The following is a 24,482-nucleotide window of genomic DNA, read 5'->3' on the forward strand; positions in this document are numbered from 1 at the left end:
GGTGGTCGCGAGCCCACCAAAAGTTGGAACGAGTAGCGGCACTACAGCGCGATTTCCCGAAAGTGGACGTTCAAATCACTCAAATCGGCCGAAATCCAATCCGGACATTCTCTGCGTCTCTGTGCAACGTCTCGCATGCGGGACAAAGCAGCCATTGGAATACAGCTCTTAAAACGCATCTATCGGATCGCGCAGACATTTGATTAAACAGCAGCCAGCTGCGCATTGGAGAAGGTTCGCTGCGTTTATTGACCGCTCGGAGTATACCAAATCGGTGAGGAATAAGCCCGTTCGGTTGTAACCATAGGCACGTCGTTTGTCATCTGAACTTCAAAGCGTTTTGCTTCATACGCGGTCCATCGTGGAGTTGGTATTTCTAACACCCTAACATAGTAAAAAGCTCTTCGGTTTGGGTCAAAATCAGGGTCTTGCCAGAAGCCAAGCAACTCAGGCGATCCAATGGTATTGGTCCAAGTTGCATTTGCTACGTCTACTGTGTTGCCAACTAACGGCAGCTTACCGTCAGCGCCAGGTTGCCGGTCGTCGCTCCAGGCCACATCGTAGACCTTTTCGCCACGCGTCCCGTCATCATTTAACCAGCCTTTCACAATCTGCACACGATCAAGGTTGCCGCTGAAAGGATCTTTCAGCGCAGCAACGAGGAAGTTTGGCACCCCGTTGTCTGAACGCTTGGGCAGATCGGCGCCCATTGGTACACCTTTCGCATAACCGATATCAGCGGGAAGGCGCGAGTTTGCGTCTTCTTCCTCGAAGTTCCATCCACCGAAAAAGCGCAACATTATTCGCGATCCGGTGGTTCCGTATACTTCACGTCTTTCCAAGGCGTCAAAAATCGCCTCACGCGTATTTTCGGTTGCCCAGACAGCGGCATATCCACCCGAAGCTTGTTGCCACCCATAAATAGTAAACTCCGGGTTTGGGGCTTCGATGACCACGTGCTCCCACCTATTTGGCTCTGGCTCTACACCAGAGTGTTTGCCAAAAAAGTTCTCTTCTTCGACCGCAGCCATACCGGTATGCGCGTCGGTGGAGCCAATTTGGCCAACCTTGTAGGGGTTAATACCAATTGTATCTTCCAACATTAGACCGGTTTTATAGGCCTCACGGGAGTATTCATACTGCAACATATCTAGTGTCTTGGCTTGCGTACCGTTGAGATTTGACGCATCCCACGTGTCGAAATCCGCGAACTCGTCGTCGGGAGATAGAAATGGGTGGGCCTCGCTGTCGCCTTTGATTTGTGTAGTCTCAATGACCGGTTCAAACCGTGCACGTAAGGTGGCCATTTCCGCTGTGAGAGGCGTTCCATCAAAGTTTGAAACGCTAAACAAGCGGCCGTTGCTGAGGTTGCCGTTATGTGGAATGGCGAGCACATCACCGCCGGTGCGATTTTCGTACTCAGCCAAATGCGCCCATAAGTCCTCAGGATTCTGACTGTCAAACTGGGAGTAAGGGACAACAGCGTTTGCCATGTCGGCACCATCGCGGAATATCACGTTGCGATGAATGTTATCGCCTCCCTGTGAGGTCCACTCATATCCAATGAGAGCCGAAAAAACGCCCGGTTCATTGTAGCGCTCCGCCAATGCTGTGTACTTTCTCCAAGCGTTTTTTACGGCCTTGGTGCCTTCGAAAGGTGGAGTCGGTTGAGAAAGAGACGCAACGATCTCCATAGCCGTTGCGAAGATCCGATCAGGGTCATTTGTGACCAATTCATCATACCATGCCTTGGCTTGTGGTTGTGATAGCAAGTCCGGGTCACCAGAGAGAAGCTGAGGCATCAGCCCATACATTTCAGCGTGATCCGCTATTACCAGCCAATCCAGCGGGCGTCCTAGCTTTGCTTTAAGTCCATGAGTTGTAGTGACCTCTTCACCGCGCGCAAACCTGAACGCCTCCTCTTGGCTCATACGGGTCATTGTTCCAGCGTCCACCGAAACTTCCGTGTGCAAGTGCGTGTCACCCCACAATACCCGAGTCGGGAAATTCCGTCCTGCATAAGGTGAAAAGTGGTCGGTTTCGAAATTGGCCGTCACATCTTCTTTTGCGGGAAGCACATCTTGCACCTGAGCAGTTGAGCTGTGACCAATTCCAGTTGCAAAGGTCAGTACTGCGAACGCACCTATTCGCCGCGTCCAAGGTTTTTTTGAAATCGGCATAGATCGTCCTCCGCGTTGCAATTCGTTTTGGATTTGCATTCGCCACACCGGACCAAAAGCTGACAACGCAAACACCAACGTTTCTTATGTGAGGATGATGGATCAGCGGCTACGTTGCAAGCACGCTGGGTCTGTTTTAGACCAGCGATGCGGTCATAAAGAGGATTGTGAGACAGTGAATATCGTTGGCTAGCTCATCTAATGTCGGCTGAAAGCCGCGAGGTGTTTCCGGACCGGGCGGGGTCCGTTCAACTAAAAACTGAAAGCTAGATTAACTCTGGCGATCATTGCGAAGAAATCGTCTGCTTCGGGCTCAACGCAGTCACCTGACGGGTTTACTCAGATGACCGATTAGCGGCTTTGAACGGACGTTCACCCCCGAAAAACCCGGAGTTTTGAACAGGAACGACCGCTCTCACCAAAAGCGGTCGCTCTCCCAAAACTTAGCTACGACCGGCTTGCGGACGAAGCTGACATTCAAATCGTATTCAGTGCTGGAGCATAGATGGTGTTGTGCAAATCAGAATCTGAATTTAACACCGAGCACCGGACCATGTTGATCAACGTCATATTCAAATGCACCTGTAAAGAGGCTGTCGCTATAATCCATGCTGTAGTAGCGCCAGCCAAAGAAAAGTGACGCGCTGTCCCAAGCGCGCCAATCAACTCCGATGTTGGCGCCGATTTGCAAATCGTTGCCCCCCGCGCCGAAACCACCAAGGTCCAATGATGCAATTGCTGTCCATTGGTCATTAAGCACCCATGTGCCGCGAGCACCAATTACTGGCTCCCACCATCCCTGATCTCCTCCAAGAACAGGAACTGGCAGGGGCGACGAAACTGTGATTTCTTGCCTCAATGAGTTGTAGCGAGCACCAAATTGCAGATCGACGGCGTAGCGCTGGCCATTGTCACTGACAGCATCGACAGCTTTGTAGGCCGCAAGCAAGCCAATCCATTTTTGTCGGATATCTGCAGTAAACGCGGCACTTCCTGGAGTTGGTAGGTTTCCATCTGCCTCCAGAGAGACATAGTTAGCGTCAATTATGAAACCCCAATCGCCGCGCCAGATTTCGTACCGGCCAGCGGCAGCAAAATCCAAAAGCTCTAGCGCATCGCCAAAATCAAGATCAAGCGGAATGGTGGCACCAGCGACGGTTGACGTTCCGCTCGTTCTTGCTGGTAAAAAGGCATAGATCGCCAACGTCTGCCGCCATTCATCTTCACTTTGGCCCGCAAGTGGGATCGGTTCGGCAAATGAAGCACTTGCAGCCAACGATGTCATTGCGGCGGATGTCGCAATCAGGCTTCTGTTAATCATAACAATTCTCATTTCTCTTGACTAAACGAGCGGGTTCCGAAGCACCGAAAGAATGCCTCGGAACCAACACCATCAATGGCTTTGCGCTTTTAAGCGGGCTTCTTCAGGAGTCATTGGCGACCGATGTGGAAACTGCTCCACTCGCCCCATGTGCATACCCAATAATTGCTGCATCGGTTGCACGACCCAAAGTCCCGGGTAGAGAGCGCCGTACTTTTCACCCGGGTCCCGCATGATGTTGAAGAAATCCATCCCCGGTAAGCCCCCGTGACCTTCCTTGATATGGATTTTGAAATCATCGTAGCGGAAGGCTCCAAGGACTTCGCCACTGTAGTGCGCTATGAAATTCCGCCGACCGTGACCTTCGCCATTCAAAAGTAGAGAAGTCTGATCGACCCCGTCCGTTATTCGGTCATTTGGAATTTTATCCAGCGCACCACCGATCCGCGCCGCCGTGGTAAACAGATCAGTGACGTGGATAACATCCATCGGGTCTTGCATCGGTTCGATCATGCCGGGCCACCACGCCATTGCCGGTACGCGGATGCCGCCTTCAAGCACATCTCCTTTTGCGCCCTGCAACAAAGTGTACCCGGCGGTCGGCCAGAAGGCATACATCGGACCATTGTCGCTCATCCAAACGACCAGCGTGTTCTCGGCAATGCCTTCTTCTTTCAGCGTATCCAGGAGTTGCCGCACATGCTTGTTGTGAAGCGCCATGAACGAAGCTTGGCGGTTGTTTTTGTCTACACTTGGATCATCGCTGAATTCCTGCGAAGCAGCGAGTTGCAAAGCGTATGAAGCCCAGTAGACAAAAAACGGGTTATCGTCTTGCGCATGGTCTTGAACGAACTTGGTGATCTGGCTAATCGACTCATTCTCGAAAGCTTCTTGGCGTTCGGGGGCCAGTATCCCCGGTGCGCCCTCAATAGGGGTGCGGCCTTCGCCTTTGCGACCGACGTAACCAGCGACGGACAAGTCAATTCCAGCGCCGTCCAGATAGGCATCATTTCCGGGAAAATCTGCAAACGGGAACGTTCCGCTTTGGTCTTCGTAAGAGGCCTGCCAAAAGTCCGGGGCACCATTGAAAAGCCCGTAGTAGGCGTAATCGTATCCTTGGTTTTCCGGTGCATGCTCCGGTAAGTCACCCAAGTGCCACTTGCCCCACATAGCCGTGCTATAGCCAACTTCTGACAGCAGCTCCGCCGTTGTTACTTCTTCAGCCGACAACCCATCCACTTGCCCCGGCCACAGTACGGTAAGCAGGCCTGTCCTTACTGGGTGTCGACCAGTGTTGATCGCGATCCTTGTTGGCGTGCACGAAGGCTCTGCATAGGCAGACCAAAACCGCATTCCGTCAAAAGCCATTGCATCTAATTCTTCTGAAGGCGTGCCCCGATGCTTACCGCCACCCTGCCAGCCAAGCTCACCCCAGCCGATATCATCAGTAAGGATGTAAATGATGTTAGGCTTCTTTCCAAAGAGCTCCTCAAGAGACGCAAGTTTCGCATCGATTTCAACGTCTTCTGCCGCCCATATTTCCGCATTGCGTTGGGCATGAGCTAAATGCGGACCGTCCGGTTCCAGGGCGCTTGCGGGTGTGACGACTGCCAAACAGGCCAAAACAACGGCTCCCACTTCAAGTGTCCGTCTCATAATCTCCCTCCCAAAAGCTGCTCAGCTTGATATACACCTTAATATACGCAACCGTCTATATAATTATACGGAACCGTACAGTTGATTACATCTAGCGGATTCGATATCTGCTGAACATGACTCAGATCAAGGGCGGTAAGACCGTGGGGAAAAAGCGTTTCAGCAAGCAGGACTGGTTAGATTCTGCCCTGGATCTGCTTCGTACTGGAGGAATTGAGGCAGTCCGCGTGGAACGTATTGCCGACAAGTTAGGCGTGGCCAAAAGTGGCTTTTATTACCATTTTCGTGATCGGGCCGACCTTCACAAAGCATTGCTGGATCATTGGGTGCAGCTTGACGGGGTGCCTTTTCTAGAGGAAAGGCAATTCTCCGAAGCAACACCGGTGGAAAAACTCGCGATGGTCGCCGACGTTGTCGATAGTGCCGACCTCAGCCGGTACGACAACGCAATACGACAATGGGCTCGACAAGATCCCAAAGTGCGCCGGGTCTGGCGAAAAGAAATGAACAAAAGACTCGAGCACATACGCGGACTTTTTCGAAATGTTGGCTTTGAGGGCGATCAGTTGGAGATGCGTGTTCGGACATTTGTTGCCTATCAAGTCAGTGAACGTGAACTTTTCTCCGAGCTTTCTGCAAAAGATCGCTCCAGGATTCGGAAGCTAAGACTGGAGCTTTTGGTTAAGGACTAATTACGAGGCTCAATTGGTTGCTTGCAATTGAAACGAATTTCAATCGCGGCCAGCTTAATCAAGCTGACGCATTCAGAAGTCTGCTTCGGGCTCAAACCGGTCATCCGATGGTCTCAGTTGGACATCGTGCCGGTTCAGACGGCATCAAGGTCGGCTAAGCGGACATTGCTGCCGTTCGTTGCACTTGGTTCAACGGCGGCTTTCTATACGCATTAAGTAGTTGCCTACTATTTCTTCCCAGAGAGTTGGCTGAAACATCAACCAATGGCCTCTATTGTGGCCAGAAACAGACACGACATGAACTTCACTCTCAGTGCCCATCTCTTCCATTGCCGCAAGGTTCGATAGCGAATGCTCAATGCTGTAAAACGCGTCGTCCTCGCCATAAATTGACAACACCGGTCCATCAAAGCTTCCAGTCCGCCGAAAAAGTGTCGGGTTGATTTCGGGGTCTCCGAAACCTTCTCCTATCCAACCCCCAACGAAGTTAATCACACCGGCAGTATTCTCTGGATCGTCTCCTGCTTGCATGAGGGCTACGACGCCCCCTCGCGAAAACCCTGAGAGAAGGACGGGTTCCGGACTCACATTGGGTTGCTGCTGCAACGCTCGCAGGGCAGCGTTTGCATCGATCAGAGCGCGTTCCGCCCCTGCCAAGGATATCTGCGTGTCCGGCGAATATCCTTGCGACCGATCCTCAGCAAAGCCCTCATCGTACAAACCATCAGACCCACCCCGACCACGACGCTGAGGGAATGCGGCAATCCAACCGTGGGCGTTCAGAACATCTGCAAGCCAATCGTTGGCAAAGAACCGATTAAAAGCCTGTGGATCAGTCCCGTAGCCCGTTGACCCGTGATGAACGAGAGCCAGCGGGAACGGCCCATCACCAGCAGGCGTATAGACTGCGACCGCAAGCTCAACTTTCGAACTGTCTTCTTGCAGTTCTGTTGCAACGAATTCGCGCGTACCGAGCTCGAACCACTCGCTGGTCGGTGCTGCCAGTACAGCTGTGAGAGATTGCCGCTCCAATATGGCAAAACGATCCTCAGTCGGATAGATACCGCGCAACCGTCCAGTAGCTGAAATTGAATATCGCGCAGCGAAGTCGCTATCGGTGAATACCAGAGTGTCGCCGTCCAAACGCGCTTGGCTGCGGAACCAATTGCGAATGCCATGCTGGCCGCGTCCCACTGAATAGATGACGCTGAATAACCCGTCTTCGCCTTGGCTTTCAACGACGAGAATGTGACTTCTCCAAGTGTCCCATCTTCCCGTCCAAACCCCGAGGAAGGGCGAATTGTCGTGGGCGGTGATTTCGACATCGTCGGGCAGAGGTGCGTCACCCACGAGGATTGATTCCTGTGCCAGTGACTGACTGGTCAGAATGAAAAGTGTGGCGATTGCAAAGATGACGCGCATGGCTGGTTTCCGAATTTCGCGGTCTGATACAAGGCATTCCCATTAGAGCACAGAACGTCGGCACACATTAAGTGTTTGAGCCACTAAAATTGACATTCGCCATCTTGCAGAAACTCGGGACTTTGGGCTCAAGGCAGTCATTTTCTGCGGCTAGCATCAGTGAACGCTCTGCGGACTGAGCAGCCATTTCGGAATGGGGCATTAGTTCACCAGGAGGACGCGGACAGCATCAACCCTGGCTTGAGCAAAGAGGCAGGGCGCCTCCTTTTCGCGGATTTTTGCGAGTTGTACTGTCGATAAGAACGACCAATCGCTCGAAGGAGGTGACATGGCAGACGAAAGTGCTTTGATCGGATCGTGGAAGATGGACGCCTGGACGCGCACCTCGGTCGAGACGGGGGAGACGACCGACGCCCTAGGGCCGGATCCAATTGGGTATATAGCATATCATGCTGATGGTCGGATGATGGCCACGGTCTTTCGCCGCGATCTACCCGAACACTGCAAGGACGACTGGTCTCAGGAGCAAAAGGCGCAGATGTTTGATGACATGCTCGCCTACGTCGCGTCCTGCACGCTTGAGGAAGATCGCGTCATTCACCACGTAGATGGCTCATGGAACCCCAAATGGGCCGGAGACGTGTCTCGTCCGTTCAAGTTTAGGGTGGATCGGCTGGTGATCAGCGGCGCCCCCGGCATCGACCCAAGGACAGGTGAAGAAGTCGTCTACCAACTGGAATTCACCAGGGTTTAGACCAGCCTAAGCCATTCGATACGCAAGCACCGGGACGACGACTGCTGCAAGCTCTATGAATGTCAGCCACTGTCCACAGCCGACGTCCGCGACGGGGTGCATGAGTGACCGGATCGCGGACGTTTCTGCCGTTCGAGGACGACGGACACGCGTCCGCAGTCTGCCTATTCCGGACCTCCAATCGGTCCACTCACTGCGCGGGTGCGGCGGAGTTGGGTTCGCGTGAACGGCCCAAAGCCGTTGTCAGTGCGTTTCGCAATTAACGGCAGCTTTGAATCCAACTTGGGCTCCCGAATATGGATTCGGAAGCCCAATTACTCTCATGCTAGTTGAGAGTGTTTTTATAGATCTCGCCGTCCTTCATCACGAACGGGATCGTATCGACGGAGGATGTTGGGCGCGGCGCAGATCCGAACATCGACTCGGATGCCCCGATCACACTGAGATCTTCCAGCGGATCGCCGTCCACCAAGATAATGTCGGCGTAGGCACCTTCCTCTATCACGCCGATCTTTCCCTCCGGGTAGGGGTTCATGATGCCACTAAGTGCCAGTAGTTTGCCCGCATCCGACGTCATAGCCTGCAATGTGCGTAAGTTGCCAAATGATCGACCCCATTGGGTAATCTGGAAGTCGCGAGTCTGTCGCCACGCGGGAGGTGTCACGGCAAGGGAATCGGAACCAAATGCCATGTTGATCCGATATTCATTGGCCAGTTTAATCCATGCCTCGCCGTTCTTGTTGACCCGTGCGGTCTTAGCATAAGCGGGGAGAGCAGGATTGCCGTAATACGGATGTTCCAAAATGTCCGGTGCAAATGCCGCCATAGCGGGCACCACCCAAGCATCCGCTTCGGCCACCATCTTAAAGGTTTCGGGATCGGACATCAGGTTGCCATGCTCGATCGACACCACCCCAGCGCGGATAGCGTTCTGCACCGAGATGTCTGTGTAAGCGTGCACCGCCGAATATGTGCCGAAATCACCGGTTGCCTTGACCATCGCTGCCAATTCCTCGGGCGTGCCTTGTATCGAATCCAGCGGATCACGCTCTGAAGTGACCCCGCCGCCCGACATCATCTTCACGAAATCCGCACCCCCTGCCAAATTGTTGCGCGACGCTTTCAAAACCGCGTCGCCACCGTCGGCTAGCGTGGTCAGGCCCAGTCCTTCCAGATATGACTTTTCACCGCTCAACACATTTGGGTTCCAACGCCAGTCGCCATGACCGGACGAGGCACTGACGCAAGCCCCGGACAGATAGATGCGTGGTCCCGTCAGGGTCCCGATGTCGATGTGTTTCTGTAGACCGGACGAAGTGCCACACAGATCGCGCACCGTGGTCACGCCTGCAGGCAGGTATTCTTGTGCGCTTGCGTAAGCCAATCCACCCAGCTCTTCCCAAGTCATGAGTTGCGCACCCTGAATGGCGCGGTCATTACCTGAGCCGACAAATTGCATGTTCAGATGCACATGCATGTCGATTAGACCCGGCATTAGAGTTCGACCGCCGCCATCAACTATGACAGCGTTTGCAGCCGCCAAGGGCTCAGCAGAAACAGCCGTGATGATGTTGTCTTCGACTAGAACATTGGCGTTCTCTATGAGCGCTTCTTTCAGCCATCAAAGACATTCACATTGGTGAAAAGCGTCTGGGCAGGTTGATCCTCCTGGGCAAAAACAGACACAGTTGAAAGCAAAAGGGTGGCGGTGATTGTCGTTATTCTCTTCGTCAGCATTTTCAGCAGCTCCCAGTTGGAAAACTGTCGGGTGAGGCCGAAGCCTCGCCCATTTTCTGGTTCAGTCCAGTGTATTCTTGTAGATCACGCCGTCCTTCATGATCAGATCCATCGCGGGGATCTCTCCGGGTTTACGGTCTGGTGCATCGAACAATTCTTTGCTGCCACCTATCAGCGTGATGTCTTCCAGGGGGTTGCCATCGATCAACAAGATGTCAGCATATGCGCCTTCCACGATCACACCGAGGGAACCGGCGGGATATGGGTTCTGGCCGCCCGTGAGAGCGGCGAGATCGCCGCCGATGGAGGTCATAGATTTCAGCGTCTGCAAAGTGCCAAACTTGTCCGCCCAGAACCAGATCTCGTGATCGCGGTTGCGGATCGCGTTCGCTGGCGTAACCGTGACGGTATCCACGCCAAAGGTGGTCTTTTCCAAAAGCTTCGGAAACTTCAAAAGAATATCTGGAATCCGTGCCATACCCTGAGCAACAAGCAATGACTTGGCTTTGTTAACTGACGGCTCAGGTCCAAACGTGCGCTCGATTGCTTCGAGAGAAGAAACGGAGAGCTGCGGATTATAGAACACGCCTGCTTCGACCATCATTGCGGCTGTCTCCTCATCGAGAAACTGCCCATGCATGATCTCTCCCAGGCCGAGGCGCAAACCGCGTTGAATATCGGGTGGGTTGTTCACATGCGCCGTGGCGTAGGTGCCCCAGTCATTCGAAGCACGGACGACGGCTGTCACTTCCTCGTCAGTGCCTTGTATCGTATGCAAGCCATCCTTCGAAGAGAAAACGCCACCGCTCATCATCATCTTGTTCAACACTGCCCCGTTCGCAAGGTTCTGACGGGCGGCACTCAGCGACGCATCGTACCCATCAACGACATATGCCAGACCAAGTTGCGCGACTTTGCCAGTGTTTCGGCTTTCGAGCGTGTTTTGACCTTTCAGTCTCCAATCACCATGTCCGGAAGTCTGGCTGATCACAGCGCCAGCGTGGTAAATCCGGGGCCCAATTGCAAAACCGTTGTCAATTGCGCGGCGGATCCCCGTCTGCAATGCACCGACGTCCCGTACGGTCGTGAAGCCATCCATCAGGATGCTTTGCGCCGTGAATGCCGCCATTGCCCCGATTTCCTGCCAGTCACGGTGCTCAAACGTGTCGTATCCACCAACCATATGTTGCATGTTCAGGTGCACGTGACTTTCGATAAGTCCCGGCATCAATGTGCGGCCGCCACCGTCGATGACCGTGGCATCTGGTGCATCAATGGCGTCCGCTGACACGGTCTTGATCAAGTTGCCTTCGACCAGAACACTGGCGTTCTCCATTAGAGATTCATTCATCCCATCGAAAATATTCACATTGGTGAACAGCGTCTGCGCTGGCGTGTCCTGAGCGAACGTGATGCTGGCAGAAAGGGTTATTGCTGCAGCGAGCGCCGCAACCCCAGTCGTGTATTTTGACAAGATTTTCATAAGGTTCCCCGAAAGATGGCCGAAAACGAAACTGGCTTCATGTCCGTACAGGTTGCCTGAACTTCAGAGCAAATACCTGACAATTTACCGCAGTTGATCACGATTAGTATGTCAAAATGCCAAGTTTTAGAAAATATCGACGCCACTATTCTGTCGAGTCGCTTATACTAGTCCGGACTTCGACAAGTGAGGACTTTCCAGTGGCAGCAAATCAGGAACGTAGCGATGTGCCAATGGTTCGAGCAACAGTATTGGAGCCGGTTGTTCATGCGCTACAGACCTGTGGCGAAGATACTGAAGTCTTTCTGGCGGCTTTTAATCTTTCGCAAGCGCCGATCAAGGACCCGACTTTCTACATTCGAAACGATGTTGTTTACAGCGTGTTCGCGGCGGCGGCTGACCTACGTAACGACCAGAGTTTTTGCGCGTCCGTTGGCCGTAACATCGACCTGACAGAGTTCCTACCGTTCGGAGGCCCACTTAAAGGGGCAACGACCATTGGTGAGTTTTTTTCTAGCTTCACACAAGCGGTCTCCAGCGAGACGACATCCATCTCGCAAAGCCTGTTCGTCGAAGATGCCACGGCCTATTTCAGTGCCAAACGTAGGTTTACACCGTCCGTGTCTCCTGCTCACAGCGATGGCTTTATGATAGGAATTTGGATCACATTCTTGCACGAAGCGCTCGATTTCCGCTGGGATCCGTCTTCGGTTTTGGTCAGGATGTGCGATCCGGCGGTTCTGCCGCATGAGTTTCACGGCATCCGGGCGATCAAGAGCAATGACCGGGGCTTTTCCATTCGCTTCCCTGCTGCATGGTTGGCGATTCCGCTGAATGGGGACTTATTGCCCGAAGACACGGATGAATTGGCCGGTCCGCAACTGGATATGTTGCCCCCCACGGGGTTTGTGGATGCCATTCAGACAATACTAAGGAAACACATTAGCGAAGGTGATTTGAACGTGAGTACAGCCGCTGAACTGTGCGGGTTCTCAAAATCTTCGCTGGCGCGCAGACTGGCCAAGTTTGATACGACCATTGTCGAGATTCTTACCGTCCTGAGAATGGAGGCTGCCAAGGACACTCTGGCCAATTCCAGCGCCTCTATCCAGAACATTGCGCTTAACCTTGGCTATTCTGACACGACCGCATTTAGCAGGGCGTTTCGCAAACGTACCGGGCTATCTCCCCGTGCTTACAGGCAATCGGTCAAGACAACGGAACAACTATAATGACTGTGATCATCAAGATCGTGCTGACCGCATTCTTTTGTAGAGCAGAAAAGAATTGATCTTGGGACTGCTCTAAGTTGTTCTCCAAATTGAAAACCGCCATCCGTTTCAATCCTTTCGAATGACTGGAAACCGCCCTTCTTGCGCAATGGTGAGTTCGAGAGCCAGTCGATTTAGCGCTCGCAGCGAAGGTCCGGTAGGTGGGGGGCCGCTGCCGTCGAGGTCTCTTGCAGCATTGGTCAACAAGGGCTCGGAGCAGTCATTCGCTGCGCAGTGCATCAATGACTGCTACGCGGACAAAGTGAGCTTTTGCTGCGATTGCGCGAGTGTCGGCTTTAGACGCATCGAACTATAGATAAGAAATGCCGGGTTGACCGACCTTAGTTACAGAATTAAACGCAGGTCTATGGAAAGCAAAAAAATGATCTCAAATTTTTGGTGGCTGGTCTCCTTATAAGGCGACTGGACAGTATTTTATTCCGAGGTCGCCGTTTGGGCGGCCTTTTTTGTTTCCATGCGTCCTGCGGCACCTCTTCTCATCGAGGACACGCTCATGACTAAACCAATCATTCTTACCGGAGACCGCACGACAGGGCCGCTCCATATCGGCCACTACGCAGGTTCACTTGCAAACCGTTTGGCATACCAGGACAGTCATGAGCAATTCTTGCTTCTGGCGGACACTCAGGCACTAACCGATAACGCTGATGATCCTGAAAAAGTAAAACGCAACGTGATGGAAGTTGCTCTTGATTACCTTGCTGTCGGCATCGACCCGACACGCACGACGATCTGCCTGCAATCGCATCTACCAGCGCTTGCGGAACTGTCTATGCTGTACCTCAACTTTGTCACCGTTTCCCGCTTAGAACGCAATCCAACGATTAAAGATGAAATCCGGGCGCGTGGATTTGGCCGTGCAATACCTGCGGGCTTCTTATGTTATCCGGCGGCACAAGCCGCTGATATCACTGCATTCAAAGCAACCGTTGTCCCGGTAGGTGACGACCAAGCGCCGCTGATAGAACAGACCAACGAGATTGTACGCCGGATCAATTCTACCGCTAAGCAGAAGGTACTTCCCGAGGCCATCGCTGTTATTCCCAAGGCCGGACGGCTTCCCGGTATTGACGGCAAAGCGAAGATGTCGAAATCAGGTGGCAACGCAATTCCACTCTCAGCATCGCCAGATGATATCAGTGCCGCTGTCAAAGCGATGTTTACGGATCCGAACCATTTGCGTGTCGAAGACCCCGGACAGGTAGAAGGTAATGTTGTCTTCGCCTATCTGGACGCATTTGATGAAGGCAAGATCGCTGTTGAGGAACTGAAGGCACAGTACCAACGAGGCGGACTTGGCGACGGATTGGTCAAAAAACGATTGGACGGCATTCTTCAAGAGCTGCTTGCGCCCATTCGGACGCGAAGAGCGCAATTGTCGAAAGACCCCGCCTATGTCCTAGATGTAATCAGAAAAGGTACGGAGATTGCACGAGACCGAACAAATACTACGAAGTGCGAAGTTGTCGAGCACCTTGGGTTGTTCAGGCTTTGACTTGCAGGTTTTGGCGAAAGAGCTGCCGTTCGTATATCATGCAGCATCGGTTACAAAGGGCTCTAAGTGGTCATTCAAGGCACTCGGCGTGAACGACTGCTCTGCGGACAAACCATCCGTTCGGCAGCAAACCCCAGATCTCCGGTTCTGCGTGTCGCCTAAAAAGCACTCAACGCCTCAAGATCCTTCTCTGAATAAAGGCAATCGGCTTCAATTTCCGCTCACTAAAAATCCTCGAAGTTAGATTTCTTCTAAGCAAAGTTTTAATTTCTAAACTAAACTCACCAACCTGCGTACCCGAAATTGGTGACTTAAACTTCGTGGTCAACCGAACTGAGAGTTTTGGGTCAGCGACGTATCTACCGTTTTGTGACCCGCGTCCCTGCAACCAATCCTGCCGATGGATAGAGCACGATGACGTCATCTGCATCCAAACCACTAGCGACGCTGGCTTGAACGCCATTGGTCGCGGCCACTTCGATCGGTTGTTCAGAAATTTTTCCGTCCTCGACCAGAAACACAAACCAGTCCTGCTGTGTTCTGAACATGGCACTGGCGGGAATAATCAACGCTTCCCGATCTTCCTGAATGACGATCCGTACTTCTACTCGGTAGCCGTGGCCCAGTCGGCCAGTGGATACTTCTGGAGTTTCCATCGAAATCACAACGTTCACACGCTGTTCTTCGACTCCCAAGGCCGAGAACTTTGTAAATCCGAGAGGATCTATGCGCTCTACCGTTCCGAAAATCGGCTTCCCCCCACCCCATTCGTCAATAATGACGCGATCACCTACGGACACCTGAACGGCATCGGATGAGAGAAGTTCGGCAACGACTTCAAGGTCACCGTCGATGTCGCCAATCTCTAGGATGGGGGCCCCGGCAGGCAGCGTAATCTCGTTTTGCTGTATCACTTGCAAAACCCGCCCGGTCGCAGGCGCCAGTAACGGGATCACTTCATCCGACTGTGCTGCGACTGCCGATGCAATTCCAGGGTCATCAAATCTGATTAGCTGCGCACGTGCATTCGTCAGTTCCGCTGTTCGAACCGATATGGCAGCCTCGGCGCTATCGACGACGGCCTGTGCAACACGGGCTTCGCGCTCAACGCGGGCCAACGCCGCCTTACTGATGCGGTCGTTTTCCGTCAGCGATTCCGCGCGTTCCAGATCTTCTTTTGCCAGCGCCATATCTGCGACCGCCTTGTTCAGATCGGCGCGGGCCACGCGTAGCGCAGCTTCGGCAGCTGTAACTGCTGCGCGGGCCTGCTCGCGTGTACGTACATCCAGCATGGAAGGATTGGTGGGCAACATGCGTGCGATGACCGTTTGATCAGAAACAACTGGATCACCCGGTTCAACACCGACGCGGAGCAGTCGTCCGGCAACCGGTGTCGCCACAACATATGAATCGTGCACACGCGTGCGTCCCTCCTCATCGACTGTGACGATAAGGTCCCCAACTTTGACCTGAGCCAAATCCACGGCCACTGCTCGAGGCCAGAACGCTACCAGCAACACGATCGCAAGTATCACAATGGTGACAATCGAAAGCACCCACCGTGATTTTTTTTGCGCCATGGGCACTACTCCTTAATTTTCAACGCTTCAACCAAGTCAACCCGGTCCACATCTCGCTTTACAATCCACCCAGAAACTATTGAAGCAGCCAGAACCACCAGCGCCGCAGTGCCATACCCGCTGGGATTAAACACGCTTGGGACCTGGTAAATGTCGGTGCTGAAACCCGCCGATATAGCAAACGACAAAAAGTAGCCCATGAGTGCTCCGAGAGGCAAAGCAACGAGTACGACAGCCGCCAACTCCCCCAAAAGCACATAAGATGCTTCGCCCTTCGTAAACCCGATGACGCGCAAGCTTGCCAGATCACGCATGCTTTCAGCAAATGAAATGCGCGCAGTATTATAGATGATCCCAAAGGTGATTACAGCCGCGATGAGGGCCATTACATAACGGGTGGACCCTGCACCTTCGTTCATGATCTTTTGCATCGCCTGCTCCGCATCACGCTTGACCGAGATCCCGGCCACCCGCGGCAGTTCTGCAAAGTAAAGCTGCAAGGCCTCAAGCCGATCGGATTCCGCCGACAAATAGACTGCCGAGACACGCCCCGGTTCTTTGAGTATGCGGTTAAGCCCTTCGAGGGACATATACGCAGGAGATCCAAGCAAAGTTTCCGCCACACCGGTAACTTGTACAGTCAAGTTCGGGCGCCGCCCCTCCAGCACGTCAATTTCGATGGTATCACCGATTTCCGCATTCAGGACTTTTGCCAAAGCAGTTGAAAGCACAATACCATTCGTATGAAGTTCTACCGGTTCCAAGTCTGACTTCAAAGCGCGGTTCAGTCGCGCGCCTTCTTGCAGCCCGTTTACGGCACCACGATACTGGCGCAATCCATGCCGAAACTCCACAGGCACCACGCGAACGGGCTCAACCGCATGAACGCCGCCAAGCGATGCAAGCTCATACTGAACCGTATCGGACAGCGGATGTGTAAAGCTGACCATGGCATCACTGCGGTCAATAACGGAAAACGTCATGTCAATGGTCTTGTCGAAGCCAGCCAGAATGCTAACCATACCAACAGACAGTGCCATCCCACAGGCAATCCCGACGATCGCGCCTAGGATACGGCCGGGTTGCCTCACAATGCGACGTATCACCATTCGGGTTGGCTGGTCCAATAGTCTTTTCATGCGCGAACCGAAGGCCCCAGTCCTGCTATAATCCACAGGCGCGGGAGGTCGCATAGCGATGGCGGGTGTCAGACTGAATACCGATCTAAGAACGAGAATTGCGCCTGCGGATGCCGCCAAGACACTAACTGTCACTCCAATAGCAAAGGCACCCGCACTGATCTGGAACACGAGGAACGGAAACTTGTAGTACGTCTGGTAAGCACCCGATAAGAGGCGCCCCGACAGAATCCCAAGCGCCCCGCCGAAAACGGCACCACACAGAGCGATCACCAAGACGAGCTTGAAATAGTGAACGCCTATTTCAAGGCTGGTGTACCCGAAGGCTTTTAGTATTCCTATTTGTTCTCGTTCGGATTGGATCATTCGGGCAATCACGATATTGAGCAGGAACGCCGCAATAGCCAGAAAGATCGGCGGCACCACCCCAACTGTTGCGCGAAGACCAGCGATTTCTTCTGTCACGAACCTGTTGGACGCTTGATCTTCCAATCCGTAAGCGCCCAAACCTCCATATTTATCGAGTAGGCGGTTTGCCCCGGCGATCACCTCCTGCGTATTGGCATTTCTTGAGAGCAAGAGCAGTGCCTCGTTGAAAGCCCCCTTCATGTCGAAGGCTGCTGCCATGGCATCCTCCAACATCCACAAAACGGCAAAGCGTGTGTCGTCCGGCACAATTTCTCCCGGAGCGGCGATGTAGATGAACTCCGGGCTTTGCGCCAATCCGACCACAACAAGGGTTCTACGAGCGCCGTTCATCGTCGCAGACAGACTATCACCAGGTGCCAGACCAACGGCCTCGGCAAAGCTCTGCAACAGCAAGACTTCGTCATTGCGCCCGACACGGGGCGCGCGACCGCTTGTAAGCATGTAGCTGTTGAGGAGCGGACGAGCATCCCGCGGTATTGAAAGTGCCGTGGCGCGCACGGGTCTGCCAGCCTCTGCCAACGTAATCAGAGCCCCGCCAATCACCCGACCTTCAACCGCCGCAACACCGGGCAGATTAGCCAAATGCTGCAGCACCGTTTGCGGCGCGCGCGCGGCTGGAGCAAAGACATCCGCAAGGCGGTAGCGTTCGTAATACGTGCTGCGTGTCTCGGAAAGCGTACCAACCAAACCGGTCATCATCACGAGGGTCATTACACCCAATGCGATAACACTGGCTATCGCGACGGCTTGCCCTTTCAAGCGGCTTAAAGTCCGAACCATTTTCTTGTCAAGCGGACTCACCAGTTGATCTCTTCAGGTGTGAGCTTTTCGGAATTAACCTGAACATCTCGGATCATGCCGTCTGCAAACTTTATTACCCGGTCTGCCATATCTGCTGTTGCAGCCGCATGTGTTACAATGAGAACAGTAGTATTCAGTCGTTCATTGACGTCTTTCAGCACGCGAAGCACGGCCCGACCTGTCTGGCTGTCGAGCGCTCCGGTCGGCTCGTCGCAGAATAAAACAGTGGGTGTTTTCGCAATGGCACGGGCGATGGCAACGCGTTGCTGCTCACCCCCTGAAAGCTGCGCTGGAAAGTGATCCTTCCTTGCGTCCAGCCCGACAAGGCCCAGTGCATCCGCAGGTCGCATCGGGTTTTGTGCAATTTCGGTTACCAATTCCACATTCTCTTCGGCTGTAAGGCTGGGCATGAGATTGTAGAACTGAAATACAAACCCTACGTGCTGACGCCGGTATAACGTCAACTCGCGGTCCGAAAGGTTCGTCAACTCTATCCCTTCAAACCACGCGTGCCCGCCCGATGCGTGATCGAGGCCTCCGAGTATATTGAGCAGAGTGGACTTCCCGCTGCCGGATGCACCGAGCAAGACGACCATCTCACCTTTCGGGATTTCAAGGTCGACGCCTCGCAGAGCGTGAACGGCGGCTTCCCCTTCTCCGTAAACCTTGGATAATGCTTCCGTACGGAAGGTATAGCCGGGCGGGTGTTTCATAACAACACCCTGTAATAGCAGTGACGACGGGTCAACACGTTCGCAAATGCAGCAACTTGCCCGTGGTCTTTGTTATCTTTGCCATTCGAACGATTAAGGCCGCGCCTTACACCGATTTTGCTTCGGAATTGCGCTAACTAGTGCCCGTCGATAAACCTTACCTTTCTCGATTAGTCGAGGACGCTATCGACACCACAAGTACAGAAACGAACGGTAGCTTTGGGAGACCCGTTGAGAGTCCGCTTTGGGCTCGAAGCGGTCGCTCGTAGAGTTTGGGCGAATGTCTGCTGTGCGGACAAAACCGCCGCTTTCCGTATTGTTGTGTGAGCTGCTTTAGCTCAACTAATTCAACTGAGCTAAAGCATGAAAAACAAAGATGGCTTAGGCCAAATCGATTTTCTGTCCGTCTGCTCCTACCTTTTTCAGGGAAGGTTAGACCCTGACGCTGGATCCTGCAGTGCCTCAAGGTAGTTTGCGATCTCGATCAGCTTGGTCGGCATAAGGAACGGCTCGCTATTTCCCGGATCGAACTCACTCATTTCATGGTCCAAAATGTCTACAATAACGGGCATATCCTCCCGCGGTAGGGTATTGCGGGAATACCCGCTCAGTATCTCCATAACCTCAAGGGCGGGCCACATACCGTCGCGTCGGGCTGCAATCTTAGTCAAATCCGCCGGCTTTGTGCTCAAACGCACTGCTGCAGGCCCATCGCCCTTCCCATCAACACCATGACAAGACACGCAGTGCTGCATGTAGAGTGTTTTGCCGGCACTTGTGGTTTCTAAGGTGGTTCCCATCAAAACAAACGGAACCAAAAGCAGCCAATACTTCATAAGGGCGATCTTTCTGAAACTGTGCGCTAGCGTTAACGCTTAAGGAAAACGGAAACTTTGATCTCGGTCAAGGGACCTATCATGGATCAAGCAATGACAGATCGAAGCCATTCGCATCCATGCGAGCGCAAGTGGGGATACTTCGCGAGTTAAAACGGTTCTGGGTCAGGTTCCTGCTCTGCATCCCTTGAGAGACGGCGACAAGCGGAAACAGACTGTCAGAAAACGGCGGCGAAGGTCTGGGTTGCGGGCAAAGGCAGCCACTGGTTTTGGTCTTCAAGCTTGTCCGGTTGGTAGACCAAAGCTGCCGACCGAACAGTGAGGGTGAGTTTCTGATTGCAACGGCCTTACGAGCCCCGCACAAATGGCAACCCGTATTGTCCAGCTGCTTCTGGTGTGTGCAACACTAGAAGACAGAGACCACCCACTTGATGATCACCGCGTTGGCTAGGTCGACGAAGAAAGCAGAGACAAGTGGAAGTACTATGAAGGCAACTGGTGATGGGCCGTAACGCTGGGTGACGGCGGTCATGTTGGCGATCGCGGTGGGCGTGGCACCGAGCGAGAAGCCCGCGAACCCCGCCGAAAGAACCGCAGCAAAATAGTTGCTTCCCATTAGGCGGAACACAATAAGGATGATGAACAAGGTTGCGGCCAGTGCCTGAAGAGTCATTGTTACGGCCAATACGCTCGCGCTCGAAGCCAAGGTCCATAGTTCCATAGACATCAGCGACATTGCGAGAAAGACCGACAGGCTGAACTCCGAGATCAGGTTGGTTGCACTGCTACGCGGGCTGAGACTGCGCCTTGGAAATAGCACAGGGAGAAGGTTGGCCAACAGTATCCCGCTGATCAGGCACGGAACAAATAGGGGCAGTTTTACTCCTGCGGCCTCGAGCGCCTCAAAGGCCGAAAATCCGATCGCGATGGCCACGTGAATCCACAAGATGCTCGACATGATCGAGGTTTGGGTAATCCCGGTGTCGTCGTCGCCCGCCTTACCTGTCGCTGCCGTTGGGACATGTCCATGTGTAGGGCTATCAGGAACGAGGTGATGTCTCTGAATCAGGTACTTGGCGATAGGGCCTCCGATTACGCTCGCCAGGATCAGGCCGATGGTCGCAGCTGCAATTCCAAGCTCGGCTGCGCCTTGGACTCCGAAGTCACTTTGAATTGTGGGCCCCCAGGCAATTGCCGTTCCATGGCCGCCGATGAGCGACGCCGTACCAAGCAGAACGCTAGCTTGGGGAGCAAGCCCGAATATGCTAGCCCCGATAAAGCCCACCAAGTTTTGAATGAGCATGAAGGCGATAGTCAGCCCAAGTAAAATCGCCAGAATGGGTCCTCCTTTCACAAGATCCGAGACTCGGGCGTTCAGCCCGACCGTGGTAAAGAAGTAGACGAGCAGAAAGTCTCGGGCAGAGAGATCGTATTGGATCTCGCGCCCAGTAACCAAAACGACTCCAAGCGCGATGAGCGCTGCCACTAACCCCCCACTTACCGGTTCTGGAATGCTGTAACGCTGCAGGAGTGGGTACCGGCGTGTCATCCTGGCGCCGAGGAAGTAGACGACGATCCCGAGCGTGAAGGCACCAAAGCTCTGTACTACGATAGGCTCAAGCAATGCGTTTGGCTCCATGTTCGCTCCTTTGGCATTTTTCCGCACAGTCGCCAGACACCCGGCTACCTAGATCTATCGCCATTTCTGGCCATTCCGCGACTATACACGATACCAGCGCCGCGAGGTCCGCTGAGGGGATGGGAAAGCCCTGGAAAGGTCCCCAACGACGAAATCCTCCCCAAGTACATACCTGCCAATATACACAACCGTCAGAAACCCGATTTGACGTGAATCAAGCGATTACAACAACCAATGAACTGCGACGGTCGGAAAGACCGCTCTGCGGGGCGGTTTCAACGGGTCGACGCAACACTTTAATCTTTTTGGAAAGATGGAGTGAGCATCATGAAGTATCGTCGCCGCATATTCTTCACGGACAAACAGAAGTCAGATATTTGGGATCGATGGCAACGCGGGGAGTCGATGAGTTCGATTGGACGGCTGTTTGATCGCGAGTCGTCTTCGATTTATCCGCTGTTGGCTCGCACTGGCGGCATTCGCCCGCCGGGCCGTGTCAGATCCCGCCTTGCGCTGACACTTTCCGAGCGAGAGGAGATTTCCAGAGGCTTACGAGCGCGGGCCTCGCTTCGTTCAATTGCCCAAACATTAAAGCGACCGGTATCCACAATCAGTCGAGAGGTCAGGCGCAATGGTGGCACCGAGGACTATCGTGCTGCGCCATCAGATGCAGCAGCTTGGAACCGTGCCCTGCGCCCAAAGCCGTGTAAGTTGGCCGGGAATGTCTATCTCTGTCGCGCAATATCGGCCAAGTTGATCCGCAAATGGTCCCCGCAACAAATCGCAGGCTGGCTGATGCGCGAACATCCCGAAGATGAAGGCAAGCGCGTCTCGCATGAGACAATCTATCGAAGCCTGTTTATCCAGACACGTGGCGTACTTAAGAAGGAATTGCTGGCACATCTGCGCGCAACGCGATCCATACGCCGGTCTCGCCACGCCACCTTGAAGCGCAGCGGGTTGGGTCGGTTCAACGATGCGATATCGATCCGAGAAAGACCGGCAGAAGCCGAAGATCGAGCCGTACCAGGCCACTGGGAGGGAGACTTGATTGCAGGCTCCGCCAACAGCTTCATCGCGACACTGGTCGAGCGACATTCGCGTTTTGTCATGCTGGCTAAGGTGAGCAACAAAGACAGTCACAGTGTCATTCAGGCGTTGATCAAACAGTCACGCAAGTTGCCCGAAGAGCTTTATCGCTCCCTGACCTGGGATCGCGGAACCGAGATGGCCGGGCACAAGACCTTCACCTTGGCGACGAACATCGATGTCTTTTTATGTGAACCACATTCGCCGTGGCAACGCGGTACAAACGAAAATACCAACCGCCTGCTGCGACAGTACTTTCCAAAAGGCACAGATTTGTCGATACATAGTCAAGCAAAGCTGAGCGCCGTCGCAAGACAGCTCAATGAACGACCTCGAAAGACGCTCAACTACGAAACACCTGCCGAGCGTTTCAATGCATGTGTTGCGTCGATCCGTTGAAACCGCCGGACGAAACAGACGTTACTAAATGCGACTAAGCGTTGTCCGCCCAATTACTCTAGATTGCATGCGCACTATCTGCCGGAAATCTGATGCTCGATAACTTCGGTCTTTGGCTATACTGGCTGACAAACATCTTTGAAACTGCGAAGCGGTGTGGCAACGTTTTGGCTATCCTGCGAAACTGTGTGATACTTTGCAGACTTCCATCATCAATTTCATTGGGAGAAGACATGCTAACCAAACTTCTTGTGCCCGCATTTTTCTTGATTTTGCCCGCGCTCAGTTTTGCTCAAACAGCTGAGCGCAGCGTGACCATCGAAGCCGACGCGACAGTTAAGTCGGTTGATCCGGACACTCGGCTTATCGTGCTGCAAAACTCAGAGACGGGCGAAGAAGAGACCATTGTTGCAGGACCGGAAGTCGTAAACTTCGACCAAATTGAAACAGGCGACACAGTCAAAGCGGTATACACACTGGGGGTAGCCGCAACCATGGCGTTCCCCGGCGAGGTTGACAGTATGGTTGAATTGGAAGGCCAGGCTGCAGAGGGATCAACACCGGGCGTAGCTGCCGGAACGATGGTCACGTTAATTCTGACTTTTGTTTCATTCGACGCCGCGAACTCAATCGCCACTGTGACAGACAGCAGCGGCACTGAACAAATGATCGAGGTTGAAACGGATGTTGGTCGTGAGTTTGTTGAACAGCTTAGCCCGGGAGACAGAGTAGCTCTGAGCTTCACGGAAGGTCTCGCGGTGGGAATTGTTGAAGAATAGGCGTCCGCGGCGCAGCTTCATCAGGCCTACCTTATGTTTCTTTTACCGCCACCATTGGAACGGTGCTGTCAGACGAATTCGAACCAGTCTCAGTTTGCCGCGGAAACCGTGAACCTATCCGGAACAAAGTTGACGCCACTCGCTAAGAGCGGCGGTGCGTGTCAGCTTGAAGGTGTCCCGGCTGGTGAGCGATCTTTCCTGGTTGAAGTGGTTGTAGACCGAGGAATGGACGGAGGCGAATTTCTGCAAACTTCGCATGCGCCTGAAACGCTGCATCGCGCGCTCACGTCGTCGAAACGGCAGGTGCGAGTTCTCGACTCGGTTGTTGAGCCACCTGCCCGTTTGCTGTTTTTCGAATGCACCCAGTTCTCTGAGCGCGGCTCTGTATGAGGCGAAGCGATCCGTGACGACGGTTTCCGCTTTGCCGTGTCGCTTCATTAACTTCTTGAGGAATTTCAGTGCAGCCTGCTTGTTTCGGCGTTTGGTAACAACGACTTCCAGCACCTCGCCTTCGTGATCAACAGCCCGCCAAAGATAATGCCGCTTGCCATTCACCTTCACGAAAACCTCGTCCACGTGCCACTTCCATTTGGAGAACGCGCGCAGCTGCTGAACACGCTTCTGCCTTATCTCAGCAGCAAACATCGGGCCAAACCTATTCCACCAATATCGGACAGTTTCGTGGCTCACATCGATGCCTCGCTCGTGCAACAGATCTTCGACATTCCGAAGCGATAGCGGGAATCGGATGTACAACATCACCGCAAGGCGGATGATCTCGGGACTGGTTTTGAAGTATTTGAAAGAGGCAGGCCTGGTCATGGGCAAAAGCTACGCAACCGCCCTGCCCCGCTCAAGCAAAGTTCTTCTGACAAGACCCTTTGAATGCTGCGGTGCGGCTGACGGCGGCTTTGTCCGCAGAGCGGTCTTTCGCTGCAACTTGCTTGAACGGCAACTCTGCGGACTTAGCTGCCGTTGCCGGAAACTGCTCCAATGTCTCCTGCCAGCCCCAACCACGACATTCATTCAAGACGCAGCGCTGGCCC

General features: G+C 53.6%; 18 protein-coding genes. 6 read left to right on the top strand and 12 right to left on the bottom strand.

Annotated features, from left to right (window positions below):
* Positions 1-245 precede the first annotated feature (245 nt).
* From DHN12_RS18060 to DHN12_RS18070, 3 genes are all read right to left on the bottom strand, one after another.
* Positions 246-2,180, bottom strand: coding sequence for a DUF3604 domain-containing protein (locus tag DHN12_RS18060; RefSeq protein ID WP_108861444.1), 1,935 nt, complete (start codon positions 2,178-2,180; stop codon positions 246-248).
* A 520-nt stretch (positions 2,181-2,700) separates the two neighbouring features.
* Complete coding sequence (locus tag DHN12_RS18065) at positions 2,701-3,501, bottom strand: outer membrane protein (RefSeq protein ID WP_108861445.1); 801 nt, start codon at positions 3,499-3,501, stop codon at positions 2,701-2,703.
* Between the two features lie 72 nt (positions 3,502-3,573).
* The gene (locus tag DHN12_RS18070) at positions 3,574-5,157 is read right to left on the bottom strand and encodes a sulfatase-like hydrolase/transferase (RefSeq protein ID WP_108861446.1); all 1,584 of its coding nucleotides are present in this window, start codon (positions 5,155-5,157) and stop codon (positions 3,574-3,576) included.
* A 116-nt stretch (positions 5,158-5,273) separates the two neighbouring features.
* On the opposite strand from DHN12_RS18070, the gene DHN12_RS18075 reads away from it, so the two are divergent.
* Positions 5,274-5,849, top strand: coding sequence for a TetR/AcrR family transcriptional regulator (locus DHN12_RS18075; protein WP_108861447.1), 576 nt, complete (start codon positions 5,274-5,276; stop codon positions 5,847-5,849).
* Positions 5,850-6,038: 189 nt separating this feature from the next.
* On the opposite strand, the gene DHN12_RS18080 is transcribed toward DHN12_RS18075, so the two are convergent.
* The gene (locus tag DHN12_RS18080) at positions 6,039-7,271 is read right to left on the bottom strand and encodes a dienelactone hydrolase family protein (RefSeq protein ID WP_108861448.1); all 1,233 of its coding nucleotides are present in this window, start codon (positions 7,269-7,271) and stop codon (positions 6,039-6,041) included.
* A gap of 328 nt (positions 7,272-7,599) precedes the next feature.
* Here DHN12_RS18080 and DHN12_RS18085 point away from each other — a divergent pair, with 328 nt between their 5' ends.
* Positions 7,600-8,025 (top strand): lipocalin-like domain-containing protein, encoded by a 426-nt coding sequence (locus tag DHN12_RS18085; protein WP_108861449.1) that lies wholly within the window; start codon positions 7,600-7,602, stop codon positions 8,023-8,025.
* 325 nt (positions 8,026-8,350) lie between these two features.
* On the opposite strand, the gene DHN12_RS18090 is transcribed toward DHN12_RS18085, so the two are convergent.
* Both DHN12_RS18090 and DHN12_RS18095 read right to left on the bottom strand, forming a co-directional pair.
* Entirely contained in the window at positions 8,351-9,520 is a 1,170-nt protein-coding gene (locus DHN12_RS18090) for an amidohydrolase family protein (protein ID WP_108861450.1), read from the bottom strand.
* A gap of 303 nt (positions 9,521-9,823) precedes the next feature.
* Complete coding sequence (locus DHN12_RS18095) at positions 9,824-11,245, bottom strand: amidohydrolase family protein (RefSeq protein ID WP_108861451.1); 1,422 nt, start codon at positions 11,243-11,245, stop codon at positions 9,824-9,826.
* Between the two features lie 233 nt (positions 11,246-11,478).
* On the opposite strand from DHN12_RS18095, the gene DHN12_RS18100 reads away from it, so the two are divergent.
* A complete protein-coding gene (locus tag DHN12_RS18100; RefSeq protein ID WP_234416685.1) occupies positions 11,479-12,477 on the top strand; it encodes an AraC family transcriptional regulator in 999 nt (332 codons plus the stop codon).
* 553 nt (positions 12,478-13,030) lie between these two features.
* On the top strand, positions 13,031-14,032 hold the full coding sequence (gene trpS / locus DHN12_RS18105; protein WP_108861453.1) for a tryptophan--tRNA ligase: 1,002 nt from the start codon (positions 13,031-13,033) through the stop codon (positions 14,030-14,032).
* Positions 14,033-14,391: 359 nt separating this feature from the next.
* On the opposite strand, the gene DHN12_RS18110 is transcribed toward trpS, so the two are convergent.
* The 5 genes from DHN12_RS18110 to gltS form a co-directional block, all read right to left on the bottom strand.
* Positions 14,392-15,612: an efflux RND transporter periplasmic adaptor subunit gene (locus DHN12_RS18110; protein ID WP_108861454.1), complete on the bottom strand. Its 1,221-nt coding sequence runs from the start codon at positions 15,610-15,612 to the stop codon at positions 14,392-14,394.
* 5 nt (positions 15,613-15,617) lie between these two features.
* Entirely contained in the window at positions 15,618-17,981 is a 2,364-nt protein-coding gene (locus DHN12_RS18115) for an ABC transporter permease (protein ID WP_234416686.1), read from the bottom strand.
* On the bottom strand, positions 17,978-18,694 hold the full coding sequence (locus DHN12_RS18120) for an ABC transporter ATP-binding protein (protein WP_108861456.1): 717 nt from the start codon (positions 18,692-18,694) through the stop codon (positions 17,978-17,980). The genes DHN12_RS18115 and DHN12_RS18120 overlap by 4 nt, the downstream gene beginning before the upstream one ends.
* A gap of 422 nt (positions 18,695-19,116) precedes the next feature.
* Complete coding sequence (locus tag DHN12_RS18125) at positions 19,117-19,530, bottom strand: cytochrome c (protein WP_058272843.1); 414 nt, start codon at positions 19,528-19,530, stop codon at positions 19,117-19,119.
* 406 nt (positions 19,531-19,936) lie between these two features.
* Positions 19,937-21,169 (bottom strand): sodium/glutamate symporter, encoded by a 1,233-nt coding sequence (gene gltS, locus DHN12_RS18130; protein ID WP_058272842.1) that lies wholly within the window; start codon positions 21,167-21,169, stop codon positions 19,937-19,939.
* Positions 21,170-21,496: 327 nt separating this feature from the next.
* Here gltS and DHN12_RS18135 point away from each other — a divergent pair, with 327 nt between their 5' ends.
* Both DHN12_RS18135 and DHN12_RS18140 read left to right on the top strand, forming a co-directional pair.
* On the top strand, positions 21,497-22,657 hold the full coding sequence (locus DHN12_RS18135) for an IS30 family transposase (RefSeq protein WP_108861457.1): 1,161 nt from the start codon (positions 21,497-21,499) through the stop codon (positions 22,655-22,657).
* Positions 22,658-22,749: 92 nt separating this feature from the next.
* A complete protein-coding gene (locus DHN12_RS18140; RefSeq protein WP_145974965.1) occupies positions 22,750-23,436 on the top strand; it encodes a hypothetical protein in 687 nt (228 codons plus the stop codon).
* Positions 23,437-23,550: 114 nt separating this feature from the next.
* Here the strand turns inward: DHN12_RS18140 and DHN12_RS18145 are convergent, their stop codons facing one another.
* Positions 23,551-24,258: an IS6 family transposase gene (locus tag DHN12_RS18145; protein ID WP_058271395.1), complete on the bottom strand. Its 708-nt coding sequence runs from the start codon at positions 24,256-24,258 to the stop codon at positions 23,551-23,553.
* Between the last annotated feature and the right edge of the window lie 224 nt (positions 24,259-24,482).

The sequence above is a fragment of the Ruegeria sp. Alg231-54 genome (assembly GCF_900143525.1).
GTDB lineage: Bacteria > Pseudomonadota > Alphaproteobacteria > Rhodobacterales > Rhodobacteraceae > Ruegeria.

Coding starts and splice junctions, on each gene's coding strand:
- DHN12_RS18060 (WP_108861444.1), bottom strand. CDS start 2,180: ATGCCGATTTCAAAAAAACCTTGGACGCGGCGAATAGGTGCGTTCGCA.
- DHN12_RS18065 (WP_108861445.1), bottom strand. CDS start 3,501: ATGATTAACAGAAGCCTGATTGCGACATCCGCCGCAATGACATCGTTG.
- DHN12_RS18070 (WP_108861446.1), bottom strand. CDS start 5,157: ATGAGACGGACACTTGAAGTGGGAGCCGTTGTTTTGGCCTGTTTGGCA.
- DHN12_RS18075 (WP_108861447.1), top strand. CDS start 5,274: ATGACTCAGATCAAGGGCGGTAAGACCGTGGGGAAAAAGCGTTTCAGC.
- DHN12_RS18080 (WP_108861448.1), bottom strand. CDS start 7,271: ATGCGCGTCATCTTTGCAATCGCCACACTTTTCATTCTGACCAGTCAG.
- DHN12_RS18085 (WP_108861449.1), top strand. CDS start 7,600: ATGGCAGACGAAAGTGCTTTGATCGGATCGTGGAAGATGGACGCCTGG.
- DHN12_RS18090 (WP_108861450.1), bottom strand. CDS start 9,520: ATGCCGGGTCTAATCGACATGCATGTGCATCTGAACATGCAATTTGTC.
- DHN12_RS18095 (WP_108861451.1), bottom strand. CDS start 11,245: ATGAAAATCTTGTCAAAATACACGACTGGGGTTGCGGCGCTCGCTGCA.
- DHN12_RS18100 (WP_234416685.1), top strand. CDS start 11,479: ATGGTTCGAGCAACAGTATTGGAGCCGGTTGTTCATGCGCTACAGACC.
- trpS (WP_108861453.1), top strand. CDS start 13,031: ATGACTAAACCAATCATTCTTACCGGAGACCGCACGACAGGGCCGCTC.
- DHN12_RS18110 (WP_108861454.1), bottom strand. CDS start 15,612: ATGGCGCAAAAAAAATCACGGTGGGTGCTTTCGATTGTCACCATTGTG.
- DHN12_RS18120 (WP_108861456.1), bottom strand. CDS start 18,694: ATGAAACACCCGCCCGGCTATACCTTCCGTACGGAAGCATTATCCAAG.
- DHN12_RS18125 (WP_058272843.1), bottom strand. CDS start 19,530: ATGAAGTATTGGCTGCTTTTGGTTCCGTTTGTTTTGATGGGAACCACC.
- gltS (WP_058272842.1), bottom strand. CDS start 21,169: ATGGAGCCAAACGCATTGCTTGAGCCTATCGTAGTACAGAGCTTTGGT.
- DHN12_RS18135 (WP_108861457.1), top strand. CDS start 21,497: ATGAAGTATCGTCGCCGCATATTCTTCACGGACAAACAGAAGTCAGAT.
- DHN12_RS18140 (WP_145974965.1), top strand. CDS start 22,750: ATGCTCGATAACTTCGGTCTTTGGCTATACTGGCTGACAAACATCTTT.
- DHN12_RS18145 (WP_058271395.1), bottom strand. CDS start 24,258: ATGACCAGGCCTGCCTCTTTCAAATACTTCAAAACCAGTCCCGAGATC.